The 23,611-nt window shown below is 64.5% G+C and carries 16 protein-coding genes and 1 tRNA gene; 13 read left to right on the top strand and 4 right to left on the bottom strand.

Annotated elements, in window-relative coordinates:
• Positions 1-24: 24 nt before the first annotated feature.
• Both HBF26_RS03355 and HBF26_RS03360 read right to left on the bottom strand, forming a co-directional pair.
• Positions 25-1,410 carry an FAD-containing oxidoreductase gene (locus tag HBF26_RS03355; protein ID WP_167123007.1) on the bottom strand — a complete coding sequence of 462 codons (1,386 nt, stop codon included), beginning with the start codon at positions 1,408-1,410 and terminating at the stop codon, positions 25-27.
• Between the two features lie 56 nt (positions 1,411-1,466).
• Positions 1,467-1,543 (bottom strand) — tRNA-Arg (locus HBF26_RS03360).
• 187 nt (positions 1,544-1,730) lie between these two features.
• Between HBF26_RS03360 and HBF26_RS03365 the strand changes: the two genes are divergently transcribed.
• The 5 genes from HBF26_RS03365 (at position 1,731) to HBF26_RS03385 (ending at position 9,758) form a co-directional block, all read left to right on the top strand.
• On the top strand, positions 1,731-2,933 hold the full coding sequence (locus HBF26_RS03365) for a hypothetical protein (protein WP_167123009.1): 1,203 nt from the start codon (positions 1,731-1,733) through the stop codon (positions 2,931-2,933).
• Positions 2,934-3,008: 75 nt separating this feature from the next.
• Positions 3,009-3,527, top strand: a complete 519-nt coding sequence (locus HBF26_RS03370; RefSeq protein ID WP_167123011.1) for a hypothetical protein — start codon at positions 3,009-3,011, stop codon at positions 3,525-3,527.
• A 34-nt stretch (positions 3,528-3,561) separates the two neighbouring features.
• Complete coding sequence (locus tag HBF26_RS03375) at positions 3,562-4,563, top strand: hypothetical protein (protein WP_167123013.1); 1,002 nt, start codon at positions 3,562-3,564, stop codon at positions 4,561-4,563.
• 26 nt (positions 4,564-4,589) lie between these two features.
• On the top strand, positions 4,590-8,612 hold the full coding sequence (locus HBF26_RS03380) for an RHS repeat domain-containing protein (protein WP_167123015.1): 4,023 nt from the start codon (positions 4,590-4,592) through the stop codon (positions 8,610-8,612).
• A gap of 12 nt (positions 8,613-8,624) precedes the next feature.
• Positions 8,625-9,758 carry an RHS repeat-associated core domain-containing protein gene (locus HBF26_RS03385; RefSeq protein WP_167123017.1) on the top strand — a complete coding sequence of 378 codons (1,134 nt, stop codon included), beginning with the start codon at positions 8,625-8,627 and terminating at the stop codon, positions 9,756-9,758.
• Between the two features lie 22 nt (positions 9,759-9,780).
• Here HBF26_RS03385 and HBF26_RS03390 read toward each other — a convergent pair whose 3' ends face one another.
• Positions 9,781-10,041, bottom strand: a complete 261-nt coding sequence (locus tag HBF26_RS03390; protein ID WP_167123019.1) for a DUF2188 domain-containing protein — start codon at positions 10,039-10,041, stop codon at positions 9,781-9,783.
• A gap of 207 nt (positions 10,042-10,248) precedes the next feature.
• Here HBF26_RS03390 and amaB point away from each other — a divergent pair, with 207 nt between their 5' ends.
• The 8 genes from amaB to HBF26_RS03430 all read left to right on the top strand — a co-directional run bounded on the left by amaB (position 10,249) and on the right by HBF26_RS03430 (position 21,196).
• Positions 10,249-11,784, top strand: a complete 1,536-nt coding sequence (gene amaB, locus HBF26_RS03395; protein WP_167123021.1) for an L-piperidine-6-carboxylate dehydrogenase — start codon at positions 10,249-10,251, stop codon at positions 11,782-11,784.
• Between the two features lie 13 nt (positions 11,785-11,797).
• Positions 11,798-12,565: a class I SAM-dependent methyltransferase gene (locus HBF26_RS03400; RefSeq protein ID WP_167123023.1), complete on the top strand. Its 768-nt coding sequence runs from the start codon at positions 11,798-11,800 to the stop codon at positions 12,563-12,565.
• The gene (locus tag HBF26_RS03405; protein WP_167123025.1) at positions 12,565-13,593 is read left to right on the top strand and encodes a quinone-dependent dihydroorotate dehydrogenase; all 1,029 of its coding nucleotides are present in this window, start codon (positions 12,565-12,567) and stop codon (positions 13,591-13,593) included. The genes HBF26_RS03400 and HBF26_RS03405 overlap by 1 nt, the downstream gene beginning before the upstream one ends.
• Before the next feature lie 17 nt (positions 13,594-13,610).
• The gene (murB, locus tag HBF26_RS03410; RefSeq protein ID WP_167123170.1) at positions 13,611-14,630 is read left to right on the top strand and encodes a UDP-N-acetylmuramate dehydrogenase; all 1,020 of its coding nucleotides are present in this window, start codon (positions 13,611-13,613) and stop codon (positions 14,628-14,630) included.
• A 111-nt stretch (positions 14,631-14,741) separates the two neighbouring features.
• Positions 14,742-15,824 (top strand): RHS repeat-associated core domain-containing protein, encoded by a 1,083-nt coding sequence (locus tag HBF26_RS03415; RefSeq protein ID WP_167123027.1) that lies wholly within the window; start codon positions 14,742-14,744, stop codon positions 15,822-15,824.
• A 27-nt stretch (positions 15,825-15,851) separates the two neighbouring features.
• The gene (locus HBF26_RS03420) at positions 15,852-16,958 is read left to right on the top strand and encodes an RHS repeat-associated core domain-containing protein (RefSeq protein WP_167123029.1); all 1,107 of its coding nucleotides are present in this window, start codon (positions 15,852-15,854) and stop codon (positions 16,956-16,958) included.
• Positions 16,959-17,158: 200 nt separating this feature from the next.
• Positions 17,159-19,309 carry a polyphosphate kinase 1 gene (gene ppk1 / locus HBF26_RS03425; RefSeq protein ID WP_167123031.1) on the top strand — a complete coding sequence of 717 codons (2,151 nt, stop codon included), beginning with the start codon at positions 17,159-17,161 and terminating at the stop codon, positions 19,307-19,309.
• Positions 19,310-19,483: 174 nt separating this feature from the next.
• Positions 19,484-21,196: a GGDEF domain-containing protein gene (locus tag HBF26_RS03430; protein ID WP_167123033.1), complete on the top strand. Its 1,713-nt coding sequence runs from the start codon at positions 19,484-19,486 to the stop codon at positions 21,194-21,196.
• A 129-nt stretch (positions 21,197-21,325) separates the two neighbouring features.
• On the opposite strand, the gene HBF26_RS03435 is transcribed toward HBF26_RS03430, so the two are convergent.
• On the bottom strand, positions 21,326-23,605 hold the full coding sequence (locus HBF26_RS03435) for a thiamine pyrophosphate-dependent enzyme (RefSeq protein ID WP_167123036.1): 2,280 nt from the start codon (positions 23,603-23,605) through the stop codon (positions 21,326-21,328).
• Positions 23,606-23,611: the final 6 nt, after the last annotated feature.

Raw genomic sequence — 23,611 nt, forward strand, 5'->3', positions numbered from 1 at the left:
GGGCGATGGTTCGCGCAGGGACGATCAGCGGTTCGTTTCAACCGGTTGCAGATCGCCGATCAGCGTGGGGATCAACTCGGACACCGTTGGATGGATCGGTACGGCCCATTGCAAGGTGCCGATGGATGCCTTCGCGTTCATCATGTCGAGAATCCCGTGGATGGCTTCGTCACCGCCGGTGCCGAGAATCGCGGCACCGAGGATCTGTTTCGTTTCCGCATCCGCAACGACCTTCATGAAGCCATGCGTCTCGGCTTTTTCCACGGCGCGCCCCACGCGCGTCATCGGGCGTTTCGACACCAGCAGCGGCCTGCCGCTGGCGCGCGCCTGGGTTTCCGTCATGCCCACCCGCCCCAGCGGCGGATCGACGTAGAGCGCATAACCCAGGATGCGGTCGCTGACCCTTCGGTCGCCACCATCGAGGAGGTTGGCGGCCACGATCTCGTAGTCGTTCCACGCCGTGTGCGTGAAGGCACCCTTGCCATTGCAGTCGCCCATGGCCCAGACACCTTCGGCACTCGTGGCAAGGCGGTCGTCCACCTTGATGTACCCGCGCTCGTCGACGGCGATGCCGGCCTTGTCCAGACCCAGATCGTCGGTGTTGGGGCGGCGGCCGACGGCCAGCAGCACGTGCGTGCCGACCACTTCCGGAGAGCCGTCCGTGCAATCCACGCCCACGCTCACACCGTTGGAGTGCCTTGCCAGGCGAATACAGCATGCGTCGGTGCGTACTTCGATGCCCTCGCCTTCCAGGAAGGCGCGAATCTCGGCGGAAACGTCTTCATCTTCGCGCTGCACCAGACGGGGCCCCTGCTCCACCACCGTCACCCTCGCGCCGAAGCGACGGTACATCTGTGCGAACTCCAGTCCTATGTAGCTGCCACCGACGACGACCAGATGTTCGGGCACCGACTCCAAGGGGATGATGGTGCTGTTGGTCAGGTAGTCCACCTCGTCGACGCCCGGGAAATCCGGCACGTTGGCGCGGCCCCCGACGTTGAGGAAAACCTGGGGCGCCTCGATCGTTTCGCCATTCACCTCGAGTCGGCGCGGCGCGACAAAGCGTGCGTGTCCGCGGATGAGCGTGAGCCCCGGCATGCCTGCCAGCCAGTCTTCGTTGCCTTTGCGCGAATCGAGGATCACCTTGCGTGCACGCGCCGCCACCGTCGGCATGTCGATCGACACCGCTCCCACGCCCACCCCGTATTCGGCGCCACGCCGGGCGAGGTGCGCCGCGTAGGCGCTGGCGACGAGGGTCTTGGTGGGCTTGCACCCGGTGTTGACGCAGGTGCCGCCGACGAGATGTCGCTCGACGATGGCGACGGTCTTCCCGGCGCCGGTAAGGCGGTTCGCCAGCGCAGGTCCCGCCTGCCCGGCACCGACGATGATGGCGTCGAACGAACGGGGCATGGCGGCTCTCCAATGGGGGCGGTCACCGCGAGCCCAGCCGGGCCGCGGCTCGAAGCTGGTGACCCCGGCCCGATTCGAACGGGCGACCTTCCCCTTAGGAGGGGGACGCTCTATCCAGCTGAGCTACGGGGCCAGAAGTGGCTCTACACCAGGGCTGCATTTTGCCACCCTCGCGATCCCGCTCATAGTACATGAACACGCCTTGGGGCCGCCCGTTACCTCTGCAGGCTCCGAATCGACATACCGAATCATTTGGACTTGCCGTGCAAAGGAGAACATCCTCAGCACACGGCCAAGGCGTCAAGGACGAGCCGGGCGACGTGCACTCAGACAAGGACAGTCCAATGAAAAACTCCTCAACAACGGCCACCTGGGCACAGGTCCTGTTCTTCAGGGTCTTCAAGGATTTCGCGCAGGAACAGCAGCCTGCGCGCGTCAAGGTCTTCAACAACGGACGACAGCAGTGCCAGGTCAAGGTATCCATCGTGGTCCAGGACGCGGCCGGCAATCCCGTCGACCTGCCCGAAGCCGATTTCCAGAAGCTCGAACTGATCGATTACGGCACCGGCCAGCCTCTCCCTGCAGGGTGGCAAGTCTCGCGGACGCCGGGCGAATACACGTGGGATGAAACGATCATTCCAGACACCGCCGAAGCCGCCTCGCCCGCAGCCCCGTCCAGGCAGACAGAGGACGACGCGGCTGGCCGGCTCCTCACCACGCGGGAGCAGAGGCAGTTACGCCAGGCGATTTTCTATGTCGCCACGAACTCGACAAGCCGCACGCAGATCGCGGCTCGCATCCCGCTTCCCGGCGGCGGCGCATATGCAACGACCAACACGGTGTGGATATCCGACCCCGACGGCCTGGGCGACAAGAACGGAAATTTCAACTCTTCGGTTCTTGTCACGCCTGCCGCCTTCCCATCACTTCCCATCACCAGCTACGGCGAGTTCGATACCAACGGAAATCTCATGGCGCACCGCGTTGGGAACACTTCCAACTTCTTCCTCGCGGAAGAGCACTACGTGTTCGTCAACCTCAACGGGCGCGAGCTCGCCTTGAAGTCGGTGAGCGCGAGTAAAACAGCACCGACCGGATTTGCCGTGTACACGCATGGCGATGACTTCGACACGTTCAAGTGGGGCATCAGCTACTACGGCCAGCCCAACGCCTCGGCTCCGGAACACCTGCCACTTCCCCCACTCAGATGGTTCCAGCTGACGGTCGCGAGCGAAGATCGGCCCGCGGAGGCCAAGGAATCCCGCCAGTCGAACTACGACCCGCTGACCATGTTCCGCAATTCCGCAGGGTCGATCGTGGGCCGTTCCACCACGCGCGTGGTCATCGGCTTGATCCTCGGCATCCTCCAGGGCCGTTTCCTCGATAGTAGCAACGGCTCGGTTCCCGATAAGAATGCGACGACGCTGCATATCCTGGACGCCTACGGCAACTATCACAGCCTGAATCTCACGTTCGGCGCCAAGGCCAATCAACTGAAGATATCCAAGGCGGCGAAAGACTAGCGCGAACGCGGCATAAGGACACGTGGCCGGGGCGTAACCAAGAGAGCGGGCCACCCAGCGAAGGAAATATCCGCCATGAAAAAATTCATGACCATTGCGTGCGTACTATTGATAATGGCCGGCACGGCGGCGTGTGGCATGACCCACCCTGCCGAACGACACGAGGCCGGACACGTCGCACAGACAACGGGCGCTGAGCCGAAACAGGGCTACTACGGCACCATACGATTCTACGAGGGCTACAACGGTAGCCAAGACACGTTCTGCCCTGAAACCATCACCCAGCGCCCCTTTTTCAAACAGAAGAAGATGGGGGATTGCGGGAAGAACGACGAAGCAAAATCAATGAAATTCGAGGGCACTCCCGCGGGGGTTGTCGTCAAGGTGTACGACAACCCCAATTGCGACACCGGCGACGACTATGCCGTTATCACCACACTGAGGAGCGCGGTGAATAATCCCATCACCGTATGGAACTTCGAGGACAACGACTCGGACGATCCGAACGGTTACCAGATCAGGTATTACTATCAAGATGGCAACCTGGACGGTAAGGTGTCCTGCGTGCAGTTCATTGTGCCTGAGGCACCCTAAGCCACCTTCGAATTCGGGATGCTCGGAGAAAGCCATGGAAAAGGCGTCAGGTCGACAGAGTGATACCTGGGCGATTAATGGCGTGGAAATCGTCCTTACCCAGGTGCGCGTTTACCACAATGGTCTTCAGCAGGCGCGTATCCGACTTCGCGTGCAGCCCACTCTGAATGGACAGACAGTGAAGTTGTCCGACACGGAGCGACAGAACATCGCATTGTTCGACTACGATGCCAATGATCAACGCATACCGTTCAGCGACGACGGATCCTCGAACTACAGGGGATGGTCGGCACAGCGCACCGATCGCGGATACACCTACCACCCAGGTGTCCGGCACAACGGCGTCACGCCAGCGCAAGGGCCGGGCGAGTGGCTCGATTTCTACGTGTCGGCCGACCCGAGCGCGGGCAACCGGTCCATCCGCCTGTCGTTCACCATTTACGGCGACAACGGTTCAACCTGGAGCACCACCGGATACATGACGCCACCGGGCAGCGAAACGCCGGAATATTATGCCTACCTGGACTTGCGCGAGAACATCGAGGTGACGGCCGATCCGCCGGTCCTCTATTCCGCGGACAATTTCCAACTCGATCGGCGAAGCATCATAGGTGTCCGAAACGACGAGGCGGCGCCGCTGTTCAACGACATCGTGGCCGTATCGATCGTCGCGGCAGGCGGCAGGCACGTGGGCATCCGGGACATGCGCTGCACACCGGCCGGCATGATCCATTGGATCAACAACCTGCCGGACACGTCCAACCCATGCTTTACCGGCTATGCGCGCCCAGGCGAAACCACCATCTACTGGAACCCCGACGTGCCGGTGGGCAGTCAGCCTTTGCCGACCCTTTCCTCCCCTGAAACGTCACGCGGTGTCTTCGTACTGTGTGGGCGGATCGATATTCGCCGGGGCAATTACATCAATCCACCGCAGGGCCCGCTTGCCGTGATCATGACGGACGAATACGGCACGACCCAGAACCGCCAGATTGTCTTCGTTGCCGGACAGCGGGACGAGTTGAAAATCGTGTAAGGCGAACTACCAGGGAAGAACAAGCCATGACAGACACGGATGTCGGATCGCCACTCGAAAGCGGAGACATGTATTCCACCGCGTTCCAGTTCTACAGCCATATCAGTGCCCGTGTCGATCCGCGAACCGGTACGTACGGAGCAAGCGTGGATCTGTCGTCGGGCGAGGGCAATCATCTTCGCGGGCCGAACCTGCCGTTCAGGCTCTCCTATAGCGCGCTGGGTGCCGGTCACAACGAAGGATTTGGCGACGGCTGGCGTCTCGCCCTGACGGAAGTCGATCTCACGACGCGCATCGTGACCCTCTCCAGCGGGGACAGTCATCGCTATGAAGGCCTGTTTCCCGAATCGTCGGCGACGTTTCCGGACCGGAAGATCGACAGCTTTTCGCTGGTAAGGCCCGGGCCCGCGAACGACGCCGTGGTGGAACATATCACGGGTGTGATCGAGCATCTGGGCATGCTCCCGGGATCGACCCGTTATCTTCGGCCGGTTCGCGTCGTCAATCCGAGCGGGGATTCGATGCACCTGCATTGGGGCTTCGCAGCAGGGCGGTCCGTCCTGCTCAGGGTGTCCGACGACGAGGGGGAAACACTGCTGAGCCTCGACTACACGCTGACGAGTGTCGTCTTGACCCTGCATCTCGGCCATGCTGACATGGCCATGCACTTTACCCTTACTGGGTCGGAGCTGCGTCGCATCACCGTTCCGCTGATCAACCAGCTCAACGCCAGGTCGACGAACCTGCAGGACGAGGCGGTGTGGCAGTTCGACTACCATCCGCTCGCGAACGGCATGAGGCTGCTGGCCGCTGTCGTATCTCCCGACGGCATTCGCGAAGAAGCGCTCTACGATGCTTCGGCATTACGCCTTCCCGCAGGCGCCCCGATGACTTCGATGCCCGCTGTGTCGACGCATACCCGAAGGCGGGCGTCCGACCTGACGGTAATCCAGAAGATCGAATACTCCTACGACAAGTACAACCTCAATAATTTCTACGGATACCCGGTGGTGCGCAGCTGGGAGAACCGCAACGACCAATTGCTGCACCTGATCGGCCAGGACGCCTTTCGCTACGGATCGACGGAAACCCAGTACGACGGTCCGGATGTGGTGACCACCGTCGAAAGGGACTACAACCAATTTCACCTGATCGTTCGCGAAAAGACCACCCGCGGCAGCGTTGTCCAGGACGTCGTGACCGACTACGGGCAGATACCCGGCGAACCGTTCGAACGTCAGCCAAAGGCCTTCCAGCTGCCGAGAAGGATAACGACGACGACCTATCACGTGGCGTCGCCGCAGATACAGCAGGTCACCTACGTCGAGACCGAATATGACTCCCACGGCAACATCGAGCGGCGTTACGACGGTGCCACGGACACGACAGAAATCTCCAGTTATTACCCCCCGGAAGGAGAGGTGGATGGGGATGTGGAACTCTGCCCGCCCGATCCGATCGGTCTGGTACGCCGGCTGAAAAGCCGAAAAGTGGAGCCGGGTACGCGGGGAGGTCCGGTCCGCGAAACGCGTTACCGCTATACCCGCGTTCCGGTCCGCCAGACCGCCCTGGCCTGGACGCGCAATCGCACCTATTACGTCCAGGCGAGCGAAGAGACCTCCTTCTCGGTGGAAGACGGCACCGCGCGGGAGCTCGAGCACAACGTCCAGTACTTCATCGATGACCAGGGCCCCCAGCACGGCAGTCTTCGCGGCGAGACACACGAACAGGACGGACTGGTAGAAATCCGAGATTTCACCTACGACATCGACGATGACGGGAAGACCATCACGAAACACACGAGGGAACGCACGCACGACGGGATCGAAACCCACACCAGCGAAACGCTGTATCAACTGAGCGGACTGGTGCGTGCCGTGGAGGACGCGCACGGCAACACAACCCAGTATGAATACGACGGCATGAGCCGTCGCACGACTGAAGTCGTCGCTCCGGACGACGAGGCGTACAGAGCCGAGACCCGCTGGATCTATCAATTGTCCATGGCCGAACGCTGGGTGGAGCGCATCGGCATCACCGGCCTTCCCCACCGGGTGTGGATGGACGAGCAAGGACGCGTCATCCGTCGCGAGGAACCCCTTGAGGATGGCTCATTGTTCGTGGTCGACGAACTGGAACACGACATCTTTGGTCAGCTCGTTCGCGAAGTGGAAACCGACCGGCTGCGCGACCGCCTTCTTCGGCGGGAGTCGACGTTCCAATACGACGACTGGGGCCAGCGCAAGCTCGAGACGGCGCCGGACGGCAGCCAAACGGTCAGCCAGACGAGCCTGGTGGTCGACCCGGGGGATGGGAGGGTATTGACGCAAACCGTGCAATGGCAGGTCGACGGGACGGGGAAACGTACGGGCTGGCGTGCCAGCTATACCGACGCCGCGGGTCAGCAGGTCCGTACCCAGAACGGCCTGTGGTCAGGCGACGAGCGTCTGGTGCAGATGACGACGGCGTGGGAGTACGACGGCTTGGGGCGTTGCGTGACGATGACGGAAGCCTTCGAAACCACCGATCGGGTGAACGGCGACACGCGGGCTGTCGAGAAAGAGACGCGGCAGACCTGGGACGCCTACGATCGGCTGGCGACCAGCACCTTGCCCGATGGCACGATCGTGAAGCGGACCTATGCACCGGGCCACGACAGCGAGCTCCTGGCCAGCCTCGCCGTCGTTCCACCGGACGACGTGACGGAAATGCAACTTGGCACCCGAACCTGGGACGGACTCGAACGGCTGTCGAGCGAACAGGCGGGCAGTCTTGTCTCGCGTCACGAGTACATGCCGGGACAGATGAGCCCCGTCCGGAAAACGATGCCCGACGGCAGTGTGGTGAGCATGAACTACGATCGCCGGCTGCGCGAGGTATTGCTGGACTCCACGCTCACGGATGCGCGCTCACATACGCAGACGGTGGTCACCGAGGCCGCTTACCACAAGCGTGTCGGGCTTCCATCGCTAATTACCACGCCGAATGGGAGCATGGACGTCACGCTGGACTACCTCGGCCGCATGACCCACCAGACGATCGCCTTGCAGGGCACCGACCCGCGTCAATGCGACGTCATCGTGTCGCCAGGCGGCGTGGTGCTGGAGAGGACCGGCACAGACGGTGTCACCCGAAGCTTCGAGTATGACGATATCGGGCGCACAACCAGCGTGACGGACCGGGACGTGACGGTCGAGCTTGACTACGACGCGTTTTCCCGCCTGGAACGGCTGAGCACGACGTCAGCCGAAGGCGGTTCGGTAACGCAGACTTTCGGGTACGACGCGCAGGGCCGTATCAGCACTCAGACCTGGGACCATGTCGACGAGACGAACACCCTGTCGCGCAGGCTCGTGTTGACCTGGCGCCCTGACGACAAGCTGTCGGGCAGACGCTGGTACGACAGCACCGACCGGCTGCTGCGCGACGAAGCCATGGATTACGACGCACGCGGACGCCTGATCGATCACCGCATACAGGCGGACGCCGGCGAACACCCACAGGACGAGATGCTGCAACCTTATGTGCGGCAGCAGTTCGAACACGATGCCATCGACAACCTGCGAAAGGTAACGACCACGCGCCTCGACGGACAGGTCAACGTCACCGACTATGGTTACGACACGACCGATGTCGACCGCCTGGTAAGCGTCCGGAACACCCTGCCCGGATATCCGGGCCATGACACACCTCTGGCGCTGTCCTACGACGCCAACGGCAACCTTACCGACGACGGACGAGGCCACGCGCTTGAATGGGATGGCATGGGCCGCCTGGCGTCGGTCACCCTGCCGGACAACCGGACGATCCGTTATCTGCACGGGCCGGATTCGCGGGTGTGCCAGGTCGTGACACCGGAACGATCGACTTATCGGTACCGGGAGGACGGCGCGATTGCCTTCGAGATCGACCAGATCGAAGGGCGCCGATACATCCGGGCCGAAGGCTCCATCGTCGCGGAGACCCGCATCGCCGCCTCGGTTCGGGAGGTCCTCTTGCTTGGCACCGACCCGCAAGGCTCGGTGGTGACGGAATCCGGCGCAGGCTGAGGGGACGCCATCATGCTGTCTCGCGTTTACGATGCTTACGGGCAAAGCAGCGCGCCCGCCCGTGCCCGCACCTCCTACACCGGGGAACTCGCGGAGTCCGGCAGCGGGTGGTACCTGCTGGGTACGCGCCCCTACAACCCCACGCTGCGCCGCTTCCTCGCACCGGATGCGGCAAGCCCTTTCGGCGAAGGTGGCATCAATCGTTATGCCTATTGCGGCGGCGACCCCGTCACCCGCATCGATCCTGACGGTGACTCGTGGATGGATTGGGCCCTTACCGCCATAACGATTGGCGCCTCGGCGGTGACCACCGTCATCACTGCCGGTGCGGCGGCGGCGACGCTCATGCCCGCGGCCATGGCTGCCACCACAGCGCTCAGTGCGGGATCGGGGGCCGCCGCCGCCGCGTCGTCCTCACTCGCCGTCGCCCTTGCGACCCCTGGCATCGCCGTTGCGACGTCGGTCGCCTCCGCCAATGCTGTCAGCCTGGTAAGCCAGGTGGGTTCGGTCGCCGCGAGTGCAGCGGGCAACCGTGCGGCCACCGAAGTTCTGGGCATGCTCGACTTTGCCGTCAGCCTGGGCATGAGCGTCGCCGTGGCAGGCATGTCCTTGAAGCCAATGCCAAGAGTTGCCGGGGTATCCGCCCCGCGGCGGGCGTCTGCCGCCACGCCGACCGAATCCTTCAGGACGAGCTCTCGCCCGGCCGGAAACAACGCGATCGCGGCTGACGGAAGCCGCCTCTCCACGGGACATACCGAGGTGGTCATGAATTCCGCGAACCTCAGCCAGGCGGACCTTGGGGGATTGGCGGGCGACGCAAGACAAGACGGAGCCGCAGCGTTGGCTGTTTACGTCGGAAGCCCGGTTCCCCGATCAGGCCCCCGGACATTGCGGGCAGACGACAGGACCCGCCGTGCACCACGCACGTACAGGGCAGCCGAAGCCGCTCGACTGGGACAGTCCGCAGGGCTGGACGTGACGGTGAACGATGCGACCCAAACCTCTTCGGACAAGCTAAGGCGGGAACTCTCGTGGAAAGACGCTTACGTCGTCCCACTCGTGAGCACGCTGGATGCCTCTACCGTCACCGGTCTCGGCATCGAAGTGACCTCTTCACGGCACGTGTCCGTCAGGGCGGGCATTTGAAACGGATGATCCGCCAGGCCTGTCAGCGCACCGCGGAAAGCCTCCGCATCGGCACGGCCTGGACGGACACCGGCCGTTTGGCATCACTGCCGAACGGCCGCCATATGCCGTCGGCTCCTTCCACCCCGATGGTGGCCCCTGCCCCGTCGGCCGCGGCCAGATTGACCGCGGCGCGCAAAGCCTCGAAGCGGGAGGGGAAGCGCCCCACGGGCACGCCGGCCAGGCGAACCGTCCAGGACGAGCCGTCATCGGGCTGGTAGGGAATCTCATAGACGCGCGTCATGAATGGCGCTCCGCTCAGCTCAACAAGTTCAACTGAAGCATGGACTTGCTGGCGTCATTACAAGGTGCTCGCAACGCGCTCCGACGACGACACCGCCGCGACATCCGTCCCGCAGCGCACAACGGGCCGTGAAGGCGGTGTTTGCTAGAATTGGCGCTTTATCCGCGCCGGCCGACATCCCGCCGGCCTGTCGTCCAAGGAGCTTCCATGTCCGCCAAGATCCTCGCCGCACTCGGTCTCACCAGCAACGAGTCGGGTACCTACCTCGGCGGTGGCCAGTGGGCCGCCACCAGCGACGCAGGCAGCCTCAAGCCCGTCAACCCGGCCACCGGCGAGGTGATCGCGACGGTGCAGGCGTCCAGCCCGGCAGACTATGAAACGATCGTTCAGCGTGCGCAGGAAGCGTTCGCGGTCTGGCGCACCGTGCCGGCTCCGCGCCGCGGCGAGGCCGTTCGCCTTTGCGGCGAGGCCCTGCGCAAGCACAAGGATGCCCTCGGTTCGCTGGTCGCCCTGGAAATGGGCAAGATCAAGCCCGAAGGGGATGGCGAAGTGCAGGAGATGATCGACATCGCCGACTTCGCTGTGGGCCAGAGCCGCATGCTCTACGGCAACACCATGCACTCCGAGCGCCCGGGCCACCGCATGTACGAGCAGTGGCACCCGGTCGGTCTCGTGGGCATCGTCAGCGCCTTCAACTTCCCCGTGGCGGTGTGGGCCTGGAATGCGTTCCTGGCCGCCATCTGCGGTGACATCTGCATCTGGAAGCCGTCGCCGAAGACGCCGCTCTCCGCCATCGCCACGATGAAGATCTGCAACGAGGCCCTGAAGGAAGGCGGCTTCCCGGACATCTTCTTCCTGTTCAACGATGCCGGCAGCGATCTCGCGCAGGCATTCGTCGACGACAAGCGCGTTCCGCTCATCAGCTTCACCGGCTCGACGAAGGTCGGCCGCATGGTCGGCGAGCGCGTGGCGAAGCGCATGGGCCGCAGCCTGCTCGAACTGGGCGGCAACAACGCCATCATTCTCGATAAGTCGGCCGACCTGAAGCTCGCCATTCCCGCGATCGTGTTCGGCGCCGTCGGCACCGCCGGCCAGCGTTGCACCACCACGCGCCGCCTGTTCGTGCATTCGTCCATCCACGACACCGTGGTGGATACGCTGGTGAAGGCCTACGGTCAGGTGGAACAGAAGATCGGCGACCCTACCCTGCCGACCACGCTCATGGGCCCTCTGAACAGCCCCGAGGGCGTGCAGGCATTCCTCGCGGCCGTCGAGAAAGCCAAGGCGGCGGGCGGTACGGTGCGTACCGGCGGCAAGGCGCTCACCGACCGCAAGGGCAATTTCGTGCTTCCCACGATCGTCACGGGCCTCGATAACGCAGACGAGGTGGTGCAGACGGAAACCTTCGCGCCGATCCTCTACGTGATGCCGTTCGACACCCTCGACGAGGCCATCGCACAGCAGAACGCCGTGCCGCAGGGCCTTTCCTCGGCCATCTTCACGCAGGACCTGAAGGCCGCCGAGCAGTACCTGTCGGCGGCGGGTTCCGATTGCGGCATCGCCAACGTGAACATCGGCACGTCCGGCGCCGAGATCGGCGGCGCGTTCGGCGGCGAGAAGGAAACCGGCGGCGGTCGCGAGTCCGGCTCCGACGCGTGGAAGGTCTACATGCGCCGCCAGACCAACACCATCAACTACTCCGACGCGCTGCCGCTGGCCCAGGGCATCAAGTTCGAGTTCTGACAAAGGCCGCACCATGAACGACCTGCGCTCCACGGAACGTTTCTCCGATCGCGTCGAGGACTATGTCCGCTACCGCCCGGATTACCCGCGAGCGCTGGTCGACTGGCTGCACGGACTCGGCGTAAGGCCCGACTGGCTCGTCGCCGATATCGGGGCGGGTACCGGCATCTCCAGCAAGCTGTTCCTTGATGCCGGCCACCGGGTCACCGCTGTCGAGCCCAATGCGGCGATGCGCGCGGCGGCAGAGCGCTGGCTGGCGGACGAGCATCGCTTCAGCGCAAAGGAAGGCAGCGCCGAGGCCACCGGCCTTCCTGGCCAGGCAGTCGATCTCGTCGTGGTGGCGCAGGCCTTTCACTGGTTCGACAAAGACAAGGTGCGTGCGGAATTCGCGCGCATCCTGTCGGCGCGTGGGCTCGTCACCGTGTTCTGGAACTCGCGCCGGCTGACCGGCACGCCGTTCCTCGAAGGCTACGAACGCCTTTTGCTCGAATACGGCCTCGATTACCGCGGCGTGGCCGAGCGTTATATCGATGACGCGTCCATGGCCCGATGGTTCGGCCAGGGCTACCGCGGCATGGCCAGCTTCCCGCACGGCCAGAAACTCGACTACGAAAGTCTGCTCGGGCGCCTGATGTCCTCGTCGTATGCACCCAAGCAGGGACACGCCAACCACGAACCGATGCTCCATGCCCTGCGTGCGCTCTTCGACGACACGCAAGAAGGGGGCATGGTCTCTTTCGACTACGACACCCGTGTGTTCGCGGGTCGTCCGGACGCCTGATGTACGACCTGATCCGCCCCCTGCTCTTCGTACTCGACCCCGAGACCGCGCACGGGCTCACCCTCTATGCGTCCGACGTGGCGCAGCGCAGTGGCCTGTCTCACCTGATCGCGAAGCCGCCGGCGGACTTGCCGACGACTGTCTTCGGTATCGAATTCCCCAACCCCGTCGGCCTTGCGGCAGGCCTCGACAAGAATGGCGAACACCTTGACGGCCTCGCCGCCCTCGGATTCGGCTTCGTGGAGATCGGCACCGTCACGCCGCGCCCCCAGGCGGGCAATGAAAAACCGCGCATGTTCCGCCTGCCCGCGCATGAGGCGGTGATCAACCGCCTCGGCTTCAACAACGGCGGCATCGACGCGCTGGTGCGCAACGTGGAGAAAGCGACATTCCGCGGCGTGCTGGGCATCAACATCGGCAAAAACAAGGACACGCCGAACGAGCGTGCCATCGACGATTATCTGCTGTGCCTCGAGCGCGCCTATCCGCTCGCCAGCTACATCACGGTGAACATCTCTTCGCCCAACACGCAAGGCCTGCGCGATTTGCAGGAAGAGGAAACGCTACGGCGCTTCATCGGCGAATTGCGCGAGGCGCAGGAGCGCCACGCGGGCAGGCATGGCAAGCGCAAGCCGATGCTGCTGAAGATCGCTCCCGACCTTACGGACGCCGAATTGGACGCCATCGCGGAAGTGCTGCTCGCTTCCGGCATCGACGGTGTCATCTGCACGAACACCACCATCGATCGCACGGCCGTCGCGGGAGACCCGAATGCTCACCAGGCCGGCGGGCTCTCCGGCCGGCCGCTCTTCGCGAAGTCCACCGCGGTGCTGCGCGGTATGCGCGCGCGCCTTGCCGGCAGGCTGCCGATCATTGGGGTGGGCGGCATCCTCGACGGCGATTCGGCGGCCGAAAAGATGGAAGCCGGCGCCGCGCTGGTGCAGGTCTATTCGGGCCTCATATACCGCGGCCCGAAGCTTATCGCCGAGGCGGTCGCTGAAATCCGGCGGCGCGGAATCCTGGCATGAACAATACCCCTGTGGACATGGGCGGGTTTACGCTCGCCAGCGACGCCCCGCTCGGCGCCCGGAACACGTTGCGCGTGGACGCGCGCGCGAAGCTGCTCGCCGAGGTGCGCGACCCCACGAAGATCCCCGAACTGCTGGCCTATCCAGCCGTAAAGGCCGGCAAGGTGCTGGTGCTCGGCGAAGGCAGCAACATGCTCATCAAGGGCGACTTCGACGGCACGGTGCTCGCCATGGCAACGCGCGGCGTCGAAACCTTCCAACGCGACGATCGCGTGCTGATCCGCGTGGCCGCGGGTGAACGCTGGGACGACTTCGTGCGCTGGTCGCTGGGCCAGGGTTTCGCCGGCCTCGAAAACCTCATCCTCATTCCCGGCACCGTCGGCGCCTCTCCCATTCAGAACATCGGCGCGTACGGCGTCGAGGTAGCGGAGTTCATCGACACGGTCGAAGCCTGGGACACCCACAAGGGCGAATTCGTCGTGCTTGACAAGGCTGAGTGCGCGTTCTCCTACCGAGACTCCACGTTCAAGCAGCAGGCTGGCCGCTGGATCGTGGTGGCCGTCACCTTCGCCCTCCCCCGTGAGCGGCCGCTGTCGCTGGACTACGCGGGCATCCGGGAGGAAGTGGAAAAAATGGGCGTAGCCCGGGCTACGCCCTATCACGTGGCGGAAGCCGTGGTGCGCCTGCGCTCTCGTAAGCTTCCCGATCCGGCCGTCATCGGCAACGCGGGCAGCTTCTTCAAGAACCCCATCGTGCCGGCCGCGCAGGCCGACGCGCTCGCTCTCGCCCACCCCGGTCTTCCCGTGTGGGCCCACGCGGGAGGCACGGCGAAGATCTCCGCCGGTTGGCTTATCGAGGCGGCCGGGTTCAAGGGCGAGCGCGACGGCGATGCCGGCATGTCGAACCGCCATGCCCTCGTGCTGGTGAATCACGGCAAGGCCACGGGTCCGCAACTCTGGGCCTTCGCGCAGAGGGTGATCGCGGGGGTGCAGGCGAAGTTTGGCGTGGCGCTCGAGCCGGAGCCGCTGATCGTCTGAACGTAGCAGGCAAAAGAACCTGGATCCGCCCCGTCCGAATTCGCGTCGTTTTCGCGATGGACCGCCACCGAGTTGAATACTAGGCTCCGGGTGAACCCAGGGAGGGGCGCCATGGTGGTCGACGAACAGGTTTACAGTGCCTATGGGGATCGAGCCAAGGGAACGGTGGGGGCTCGCAGCGCCTATGCGGGGCAGATACTCGAAGAAGGCGCGTATGGCTACATGCTGGGCGAGCGTCCCTACGCTCCGACGCTGCGCCGTTTCCTCAAGCCCGATGCTCTCAGCCCGTTCGCGTCCGGAGGCATCAACCGATATGCCTACTGCAAGGGCGATCCGACAAACCACATCGACCCCTCGGGAACGATCCGGCGGCGCTGGTCGCCTGTCGGCAAGGCGCCCTACCCTGTCGGCATGAGCACGCGGCGCGGTGCCGGCGACACGCCGGGCTTGTCCCTTACCCCTGGCATGAGCATGGCGGCCGCAGCGGCCGCTGTGGACGTGGCGACGATATCGGCCGGCATTCCTCAAGGGTCGCTGGCCGCCGCCCGGCCTCCAGGCAACATGGTCCAGGGACAACTGGCAGCCCAGGCGACCGTCGCGCCGATCGCCCCCGGAAGACCGGCATCCGGAACACGAACGAAACGCGGCGCCGGACGCACTGTGACGGTCCTGCACGAGGAAGATTTTCCCCAGGACAGGCAGACGCTCGATCGATTGGGCAGGTCGGCACTCAAGCCGAAGTGGTTCGAACACTTGCACCTCTTCAACGAAGAAAGCACGATCTGGGCAGCCGACACCGTCATCTCCGCAGACCATTTCCCTCCCTTGTTCCAGACGCTTCAAGCGCGGGGAATCACCCATCTATCGCTCTATTCAGGCGCTCATGGGAACGCCACCGGAAAGAACTGGGCCAGCGATTCCGCATTCAAGACAGATCTACTTCAATTCGACTTCTTATCCGCCGATCTGTTCGATACGACGTCTCAGGCTCGTGCAGCCGGCATCGATGTGTACGTAGCGGACATGAAAAACCTGAGCAGGCAAGCCATGCAGGAAATGTTGGCGGAAGACGGCGTACACGTGATCGGTTACTGCTTCGGCATAGCGGACAGGGAAGTCATGAGGGCCATCGGTCTCACGAACGTCACCGTGTTCGAGCCCTGGATAGCGGAACCCAGGCAACCGTTACCGTGACCTCGACCGGCAAGGGAGCTCAAAGTCATGGAGCAGACCGTTTATGGTGCCTACGGGCGTAACGTCCCGAAAGACATCGACAAGCGCACGGCTTTCGCGGGAGAAGTGCGGGAAGCCGGCACTGGCTGGTACATGCTGGGTCGGCGCATCTACGACCCGGCAATGCGTCGTTTCCTGAATCCTGACGAGGCCGCTCCGTTCGATGCCGGCGGCATCAATCGCTATGCCTATTGCAGCGGCGATCCGATCGGCCGGACCGATCCCGGCGGCAACATATCGTTTCCCTGGCTCGTCTCGATGCTGGACAGGATCGACCTTCCCATCACTACGGCGCGCAACCGTTCCGGCGACCATAGCGTCTTCGTTACACCGACACTGCGGGCAACGGCCGTGTCCCGACCTGAATCCGCTGGCCTGCGGAGCGCCATAAAACGAAAGGCTCCGAACGATGAACTCATGGGGGAGCTTCGGGCGTACGCCAACGCAAGGGTGCCGGTCAGCGGACCGGGCAGTCAGCAGACCGTTCTTTTTACGCTCACGCCAACGACACCGGCCATCCAATGGCCGCGGATAGGCGACACCGCCTCAGGCACCGTGATCACATCAGACCGGCGAACGATCCAGGTTATTTCCGGGCCACTTGCATTCAGCGATGACCCAAAGCGGGCAAGGCACGCCGCGAGGGGTGTGACCTATCCTCACTGGATGGAACGAACCAACGTCAGCGGAGGCATCCATTTCGCGGCGACCACGTCCGTCAATATGAGCTACATGCACTCGTTGAAGAACTATATCGACGCCGTGTATCCCGGCCGCCCAGTCACCCTGTTTGCCGGCGCTCACGGGGCCCAGGCCGGGCCCTTCTGGGACGACGAGGGGAACCGCATGCACCTGGAACAGAAATTCTTCGATGCGGTGGAAAAGAAGGTGAGGAAGCTTCAATGGCCGGTGACGCTGGTGAATTACGCCGACGTCAATTCCCATCACGTCCGCAATCGCATGGAGTACGGCAAAGGAGTCGATATTCAGTTTACGTGCTTCGGCGCCACGGATTCGATGTTCATGCAAACCTTCAATATCTACGACATCACTTCGCGTGCTCTGAATCCGGTCCCCAGGGATCCCGCCCATTGATGGCCTTGGGGGCCTGGACTGGCTCCCGTCCACGAACTCCGTCACGAGTCGTCATGGCCTTGCATGAATGTGAGGCCAGGGAGGCTGCGACGCGGTCTCGAGCGACCGTCACGCGGCTGTAAGACGTCCGTCATACGCTGCGCCAGGCGGCGTATTATCAAGGCGTCGCCATACGCGACGAGGATGCCGTTCTGGACACGATGAGCCCACCGACCGAAACCACCAGCCCGGCCGCAAAGGCTGCCGTACGGCCCGCCGCGCAAGTGGATGCCCCCGATATCGACCTCGGCGACTCTTCGCTTTATGTCCATCGCGAGCTCTCGCAGCTACAGTTCAACATCCGCGTGCTCGACCAGGCGCTGGACGAATCGAAACCACTGATCGAACGCCTGAAGTTCCTCCTGATCTTCTCGTCCAACATGGACGAGTTCTTCGAGATCCGGGTAGCGGGGCTGAAGCAGCAGATCGCCTTCGACCACGAGATGATCGGCGCCGACGGCATCCCGCCCCGCCGCGCGCTCGCCGAGATTTCCGAGGTGGCGCACCGCCAGATCGAGCGGCAGTACGCCATCCTCAACGAGAAGATCCTTCCCGCCCTGGCGGACGAAGGCATCCGCATCGTCCGACGCAACCAGTGGACGCACAAGCAGAAGCTGTGGGTAAGGCGCTATTTCCGGCATGAGGTGGCCCCGCTGGTCACGCCCATCGGGCTCGACCCCACGCACCCCTTCCCGCGGCTGGTGAACAAGAGCCTCAACTTCATCGTGCAACTCGAGGGCACCGACGCCTTCGGCCGCGATTCGGGCCTGGCGATCGTGCCGGCGCCGCGCATCCTTCCCCGACTCATCCGCCTGCCGGAAGATGTCTGCGAAGGCGGCGACAACTACGTACTGCTCTCGTCCATCATCCATGCGCACGCGGACGACCTCTTCCCCGGCATGCGCGTGCTGGGTTCCTATCAGTTCCGCCTTACCCGCAACGCCGACCTCACGATCGATCCGGAAGACGTGGAAGACCTCGCACGCACACTGCGCGGCGAGCTGTTCTCGCGGCGCTATGGCGACGCGGTGCGCCTGGAGGTGGCCGACAACTGTCCCAAGCCGCTGGTCGATTACCTGCTGAAACAGTACTCGCTGGACGCCGACGCCCTGTACGAGGTGAACGGCCCGGTGAACCTGGCCCGCCTGTTCGAGATGACCCTGCAACCGACGTACGCACGGCTGCAGTTTCCGGCGTTCGTGCCGGCGCTGCCCAAGGCGATGGCGGACGCCGACGACATGTTTACCGTCGTCGGCAAGCAGGACATCCTGCTCTACCACCCGTTCGAATCGTTCACGCCCGTCGTGGATTTCCTGCGCGAGGCCGCCAAGGACCCGCAGGTACTCACGATCAAGCAGACGCTGTACCGCAGCGGCGCCAATTCCGAGATCGTGGACGCTCTGGTGGACGCGGCGCGCGCGGGCAAGGAAGTGACGGCCGTGGTGGAATTGCGTGCGCGCTTCGACGAGGAGTCCAACCTCAGCCTCGCGTCGCGCCTGCAACAGGCGGGTGCCGTGGTGACCTACGGCGTGGTCGGCGTGAAGACGCATGCCAAGCTGATGCTGATCCAGCGCCGTGAGAACGGCAAGCTCGTCAGCTACGCACACCTGGGCACCGGCAACTACCATTCGGGCAACGCACGCCTGTACACCGATTACAGCCTGCTGACATCGGACGAGGCGCTTTGCGACGACGTGCATCGGCTGTTCCGTCTCCTTACCGGCATGGGCAAGGCGCTGAAAATGAAGCGCATGCTCTATGCCCCCTTCACGCTGAAGAAGGGCCTGCTCGACCTCATTGCCCGCGAGGCAGCGCACGCCGCGGCCGGAAAGAAGGCGGAGATCGTCTGCAAGATCAACGCGATCACCGATCCCAAGGTCATTCGTGCGCTCTACCGGGCGAGCCAGGCCGGCGTGAAGATCGACCTGATCGTGCGCGGCATGTGCTGCCTGCGGGCCGGCGTACCCGGTGTGTCGCAGAACATCCGGGTGCGTTCCGTGGTGGGCCGGTTCCTGGAGCACAGTCGCGTGTACTGGTTCCTCAACGACGGGGAGCCGGACGTCTATCTCGCCAGCGCCGACCTCATGGAGCGCAATCTGGAACGCCGGGTGGAAACCTGTTTCCCCGTGGAGGGCAAGAAGCTGCGCCAGCGCATCCGGCGCGAGCTCGACCTCTACCTTACGGACAACCATTCGGCGTGGGTCCAGCAGCCGGACGGCGCCTACACCCTGCTCCAGCCTCTTTCCGGGCAGCCGGTGAGGGACGTGCAGACCCAGCTCCTGGAGCGGTTCGGCGGCCTCGCGGCGCCCTGACCGGACCGCCGGCCGCAAGACCTTCACCTAGCCCGAACGGCCAAGGCGACATCCTGCTGGCGGCAAGGCACAATCGCCTTGCAGTCGAAGGGGGAGACGGGCTTTCGATCGAACGCTTCCGGATCCACGCCGTGCGCCGTACAGGCGCGCCTTGAGCTTTGCGCGGGGTTCGGAATGCGTTTCGGCAACCGGCGATACGGATGGGCGATCCGTCTCCTGCAGGCGGCGATCCTCTGCGGCTTGCTCTTCGCGGGTGCCGCGGGCGCCACGGCCCTCCTCGCCAATGCGCGGGAAGTGCGGCCGGGCGAGCAGCCCATCGACGTCCTCGCGGAAGCGGCACAGCGCCCGTTCCCGTCTTTCGACCCCACCTTGCTCCAGGTCCTTCCCAACTCGCCCAACGGGACCTGGGTAGTGGTGCGCACGCCGCCTCCCTGGACGAGTGGGGAGCGCGTGCTGAGCGTCCGCCACCCGGGGTTGGGCACGATCTCGTTGTATGACGGAAACACGCTCGTCGCCAGCACGTCCCTGCAGGACTTCGGAACGGCGCTGCACGGGCACGGGCGGGTGATCTTCAGCGTGCCCGAGTCCATCCCGGCCTCGCGCCCGCTCCTGCTCAAGTTTCACGGCAGCGCGTCTCCCGCCGGGGCGGTGACTCTCTCCCTGGATTCCTGGCCCGACTACCTGCGCGACGACGGCGCCTGGATGGTGTTTGCCACGGGCTCCTTCGCGGTCATGCTGACCATGGCCCTGATGGCATTGTGTTTCGCCCTCATCCTGCGCGACATGACCTTCGGCTGGTACGCCGCTTATCTCCTCTGCTACGCCCTGATCCAGGGGTTGCGATCGGGCTTCGTGTTCCATCCGCTGGAGCTGCAATCGCTCGCCGGCGCCGCCAGCGTGCTCGGCGACGCGGCCACCGCGCTTTCCGTGTCGTTCGCCGCGCTGTTCATGCTGCGCTTCGCCCGCGTCGACGAATACGTGCCCCTGCTGCGCACGCCGGTCCTCTCGTTCGCGGTGGTGATGCCCCTGCTCGTCATCCTGCGCGCCACCGGCGTCGGCGTTCTGGTCAACATGGCGCAACTGCTGCTGCAGCCGCTCGTCCTCCTGGGAGCCCTCTTGCTGCTGATGGCGGGTGCCTTCGCCGCGGCGCGGGGTTCCCGGCACGCCTGGTTCTTCCTCGTGGGCTGGACGCCGCTCCTGATCCTCACCGCGTTGTGCGGCGCGCAGTTGCAGGGGATGCTCGCGGCGGCACCGTGGTTGCCCGACGCGGCGATCGGCATGGGTGCCTTCGAGGCCATCGTGCTTTCCATCGGCCTCTCCGACCGCGCCCTCACGATCCGGCACGACCGCGACCGGGCACGCCAGCTGGCCGACAGCGATCCGCTCACCGGCCTGCTCAATCGACGGGCGTGGACCGAAGCGGCACTGGACGTGCTCGAGCAGGGGCTGGCCCGGCCGGTTGCCGTTCTGTTTTTCGACCTCGACCACTTCAAGGCCCTAAACGACCGCCACGGCCATGCGGCGGGAGACAAGGCACTGGTCGCAGTGGCCGCCGCGCTGCGCCAGGAGCTGCGACCGTCCGACCTGCTCGGCCGCTATGGCGGCGAGGAATTCGTTGCCCTGCTGCAGGGCGTGGACAAGGAAAACGCGATGCAGATCGCCACGCGGCTATGCCGCCGCGTACATCGCCTGGATGTACATGTGAGCACGTCCGACATGCTCACCGTGTCGATCGGCATTGCCATGCGCACACCGGCGGACAATGTGCAGTCGCTGGTGGAACGCGCGGACGCGGCGATGTATTCGGCGAAGCTTTCGGGGCGCAACCGGGCCGTTTGCGCAGGACACATCGGCCCCGTGCTCGTCCGCCGCTCTGAAGCCCGGTAACGGTTCGCCAGCTGACGAGCCCCCCGGTAGGAGCGCGCCCTGCGCGCGACAGCTTTTCACCTCAGACCCGGAACTGGCGCGCCAGCTCCCGGGCTCGGCCTCAAAACATGTCGCGCGCAGGGCGCGCTCCTACGGCGTAGCCATGTCGTCCAGGCGCGCCGCAGCAGCCACGATGTCGTCGTCGCCGGGAAGCACGAGGAAGGCCGCGCCGGCCAGCGGCGTGAAGGTATCCGCGCCGACTACCCGGTGCAGCGGCAAGTGGCCGAGGCCGGCCTCGACGATGGCCGTGATCACGCCCTCGCCCACGCCGGCACTCTTGCGTCCCTCGTCCACCACCAGGATGCGCTTTGCACTGGCCGCCTGCTTCGCGATGAAGGCATCGTTGAGCGGAACCAGCCAGCGCAGGTCGACCACGCGCACTTTCCAGCCGCGTTCCGCACCGATGCGGCGCGCGGCGCGCAGGCTCATCGGCACGCCATTGCCGAAGGTGAAGATCACCAGGTCGTCCGCCGATGCGTCATACACGCGGCCTTCCCCGAGCGGCATCGCCTCCTCGGGCGCCGGATAGGCGAACTGCCACTGGCCATCGCCGGCCTCGTAGAGATCCTTCGTCATGTACAGGGCGATGGGCTCGAGGAAGGCGGTGACGCGGCCGTCCACCTTTGCCAGTGCCGCGAGCGTGCGCAGCATCGTGGCGGCGTCGTCGCCACGGCTCGGGCAGCCCACCACGAGCCCCGGAATGTCGCGCAGCGCGGCAATGGAATTGTCGTTGTGGAAGTGGCCGCCGAAGCCGCGCTGATAGCCGAGCGACGCCACGCGCATCAGCATCGGATTGCGGTACTGACCGTTCGAGAAGAACTGCAGCGACGCGGCCTCGCCACGGATCTGGTCGCAGGCGTTGTGGAAATACGCCAGGTACTGGATCTCGGGTAGCGGCAACATGCCCATGTTCGCGTAACCCTGGGCAAGGCCCAGGATCATCGTCTCATCCAGCAGCGTGTTGAACACACGGGCGTTGCGGAAGGCCTTGTGCAGGCCTTTCGTCACCGTATACACGCCACCCTTCTGGGCCACGTCTTCGCCGAAGAGCAGGCTCTCCGGATATTTGGCCATCAGGTCGTGCAGCGCCTGGCCGATCTGCACGGCGAGATGCCGCGGCGGTTGCCGTTCCGGTAGCTTGTCGGCACCACCGAACACACGTTCGCGCTCGGGGGCATCCGCCACGCGCGCGGCTTCGGTGCGCACGGCCTCCGGCGAATAGGGTGCCAGCGGTGCCATCACGTCTTCGAGGCGGGTGAGCCTCGGCCGGCGATCCGCTTCTTCTGCCGCATCGAAGCAGCGCTTGCGGATGGCATCGTACATGTCCAGCAGGCCGCTGCGGTCGTAAAGACCGGAAGCGAGCGCGATGTCGGCACTGCGCAGCAACGGATCGGTGGCTTCCAGCGCCACCAGTTCCTCCACCGAACGCCATTCGATCTCGAAGTCGGTACCGGCGTGGCCCATGATGCGCGTGGTGCGCAGGTGCAGGAAGGTGGGACGCCGGGTCGTGCGGCAATGCTCCACCGCGCGCTGGACGTCCGCATAACCGCCGGCCAGATCCAGGCCGTCGGCGTAGAAATAATCGAGACCGGGACGGTGGCGGAAGTTGCTCGCCACCCAGCCGGTGGGCGTCTTCACCGAGATGCCGATGCCGTTGTCCTCGCACACAAAGAGCACGGGTGCCGGCAGCTTCTGGTAGGCCGTCCACGCAGCCGCGTTGAAGGCGGTCTGCGCTGTGGCGTGGTTCGACGACGCGTCACCGAACGAGCAGATGGCGATGGCGTCGTCGGGCACCGGCAAGGCATGACCGATACGGCGGGCCTGTTCGATCGCGACGGCCGTTCCCAGCGCCTTGGGCAGGTGCGAAGCGATAGTGGAGGTCTGCGGCAGGACCCACAACGGCTTGCTTCCCCAAACCTTGTGTCGGCCGCCGGATGCGGGGTCCTCGCTGCTCGCCGCGAACGACAGCGCGGAATCCATCACCGGGTCCATCCCGGGCAGCTTGCGGAACCGTTCCGCCATGAAGCCGCCGCTGCGGTAATGCAGGAACGCCGGATCGGTATGCCGGGTGAGGCGCGCCAGCATGGCGTTGCCCTCATGCCCGGACGAGCCGATGGTGTAGAACACCTTGCTCTGCACGCGCAGCACGCGCGCCATCAGGTCGAGGTGGCGGCTGATCAGCTGCGATTCGAGGAGTTCGCGGAAGCCCCGTGCGTCGAGCGCGCTGCCGGGCAGCACGGGCTGGTCGTCGCGCGGCGCGCGTGCGACGTCTCCCTGCCACGATTGCACGAACTCGACGAAGTTCTGATCGACGATCTCGGCGCGATTAAAACCCTTGTGGCGGGCGGCGATGGGTTGCGGGACGGACATGGGGAG

This window comes from Luteibacter jiangsuensis (assembly GCF_011742555.1).
GTDB lineage: Bacteria > Pseudomonadota > Gammaproteobacteria > Xanthomonadales > Rhodanobacteraceae > Luteibacter > Luteibacter jiangsuensis.

Excerpts from the sequence above, each read along its gene's own strand:
- HBF26_RS03355 (WP_167123007.1), bottom strand. The coding sequence starts at position 1,410 with ATGCCCCGTTCGTTCGACGCCATCATCGTCGGTGCCGGGCAGGCGGGA.
- HBF26_RS03370 (WP_167123011.1), top strand. The coding sequence starts at position 3,009 with ATGAAAAAATTCATGACCATTGCGTGCGTACTATTGATAATGGCCGGC.
- HBF26_RS03375 (WP_167123013.1), top strand. The coding sequence starts at position 3,562 with ATGGAAAAGGCGTCAGGTCGACAGAGTGATACCTGGGCGATTAATGGC.
- HBF26_RS03380 (WP_167123015.1), top strand. The coding sequence starts at position 4,590 with ATGACAGACACGGATGTCGGATCGCCACTCGAAAGCGGAGACATGTAT.
- HBF26_RS03385 (WP_167123017.1), top strand. The coding sequence starts at position 8,625 with ATGCTGTCTCGCGTTTACGATGCTTACGGGCAAAGCAGCGCGCCCGCC.
- HBF26_RS03390 (WP_167123019.1), bottom strand. The coding sequence starts at position 10,041 with ATGACGCGCGTCTATGAGATTCCCTACCAGCCCGATGACGGCTCGTCC.
- amaB (WP_167123021.1), top strand. The coding sequence starts at position 10,249 with ATGTCCGCCAAGATCCTCGCCGCACTCGGTCTCACCAGCAACGAGTCG.
- HBF26_RS03400 (WP_167123023.1), top strand. The coding sequence starts at position 11,798 with ATGAACGACCTGCGCTCCACGGAACGTTTCTCCGATCGCGTCGAGGAC.
- HBF26_RS03405 (WP_167123025.1), top strand. The coding sequence starts at position 12,565 with ATGTACGACCTGATCCGCCCCCTGCTCTTCGTACTCGACCCCGAGACC.
- murB (WP_167123170.1), top strand. The coding sequence starts at position 13,611 with ATGGGCGGGTTTACGCTCGCCAGCGACGCCCCGCTCGGCGCCCGGAAC.
- HBF26_RS03415 (WP_167123027.1), top strand. The coding sequence starts at position 14,742 with ATGGTGGTCGACGAACAGGTTTACAGTGCCTATGGGGATCGAGCCAAG.
- HBF26_RS03420 (WP_167123029.1), top strand. The coding sequence starts at position 15,852 with ATGGAGCAGACCGTTTATGGTGCCTACGGGCGTAACGTCCCGAAAGAC.
- ppk1 (WP_167123031.1), top strand. The coding sequence starts at position 17,159 with ATGAGCCCACCGACCGAAACCACCAGCCCGGCCGCAAAGGCTGCCGTA.
- HBF26_RS03430 (WP_167123033.1), top strand. The coding sequence starts at position 19,484 with ATGCGTTTCGGCAACCGGCGATACGGATGGGCGATCCGTCTCCTGCAG.
- HBF26_RS03435 (WP_167123036.1), bottom strand. The coding sequence starts at position 23,605 with ATGTCCGTCCCGCAACCCATCGCCGCCCGCCACAAGGGTTTTAATCGC.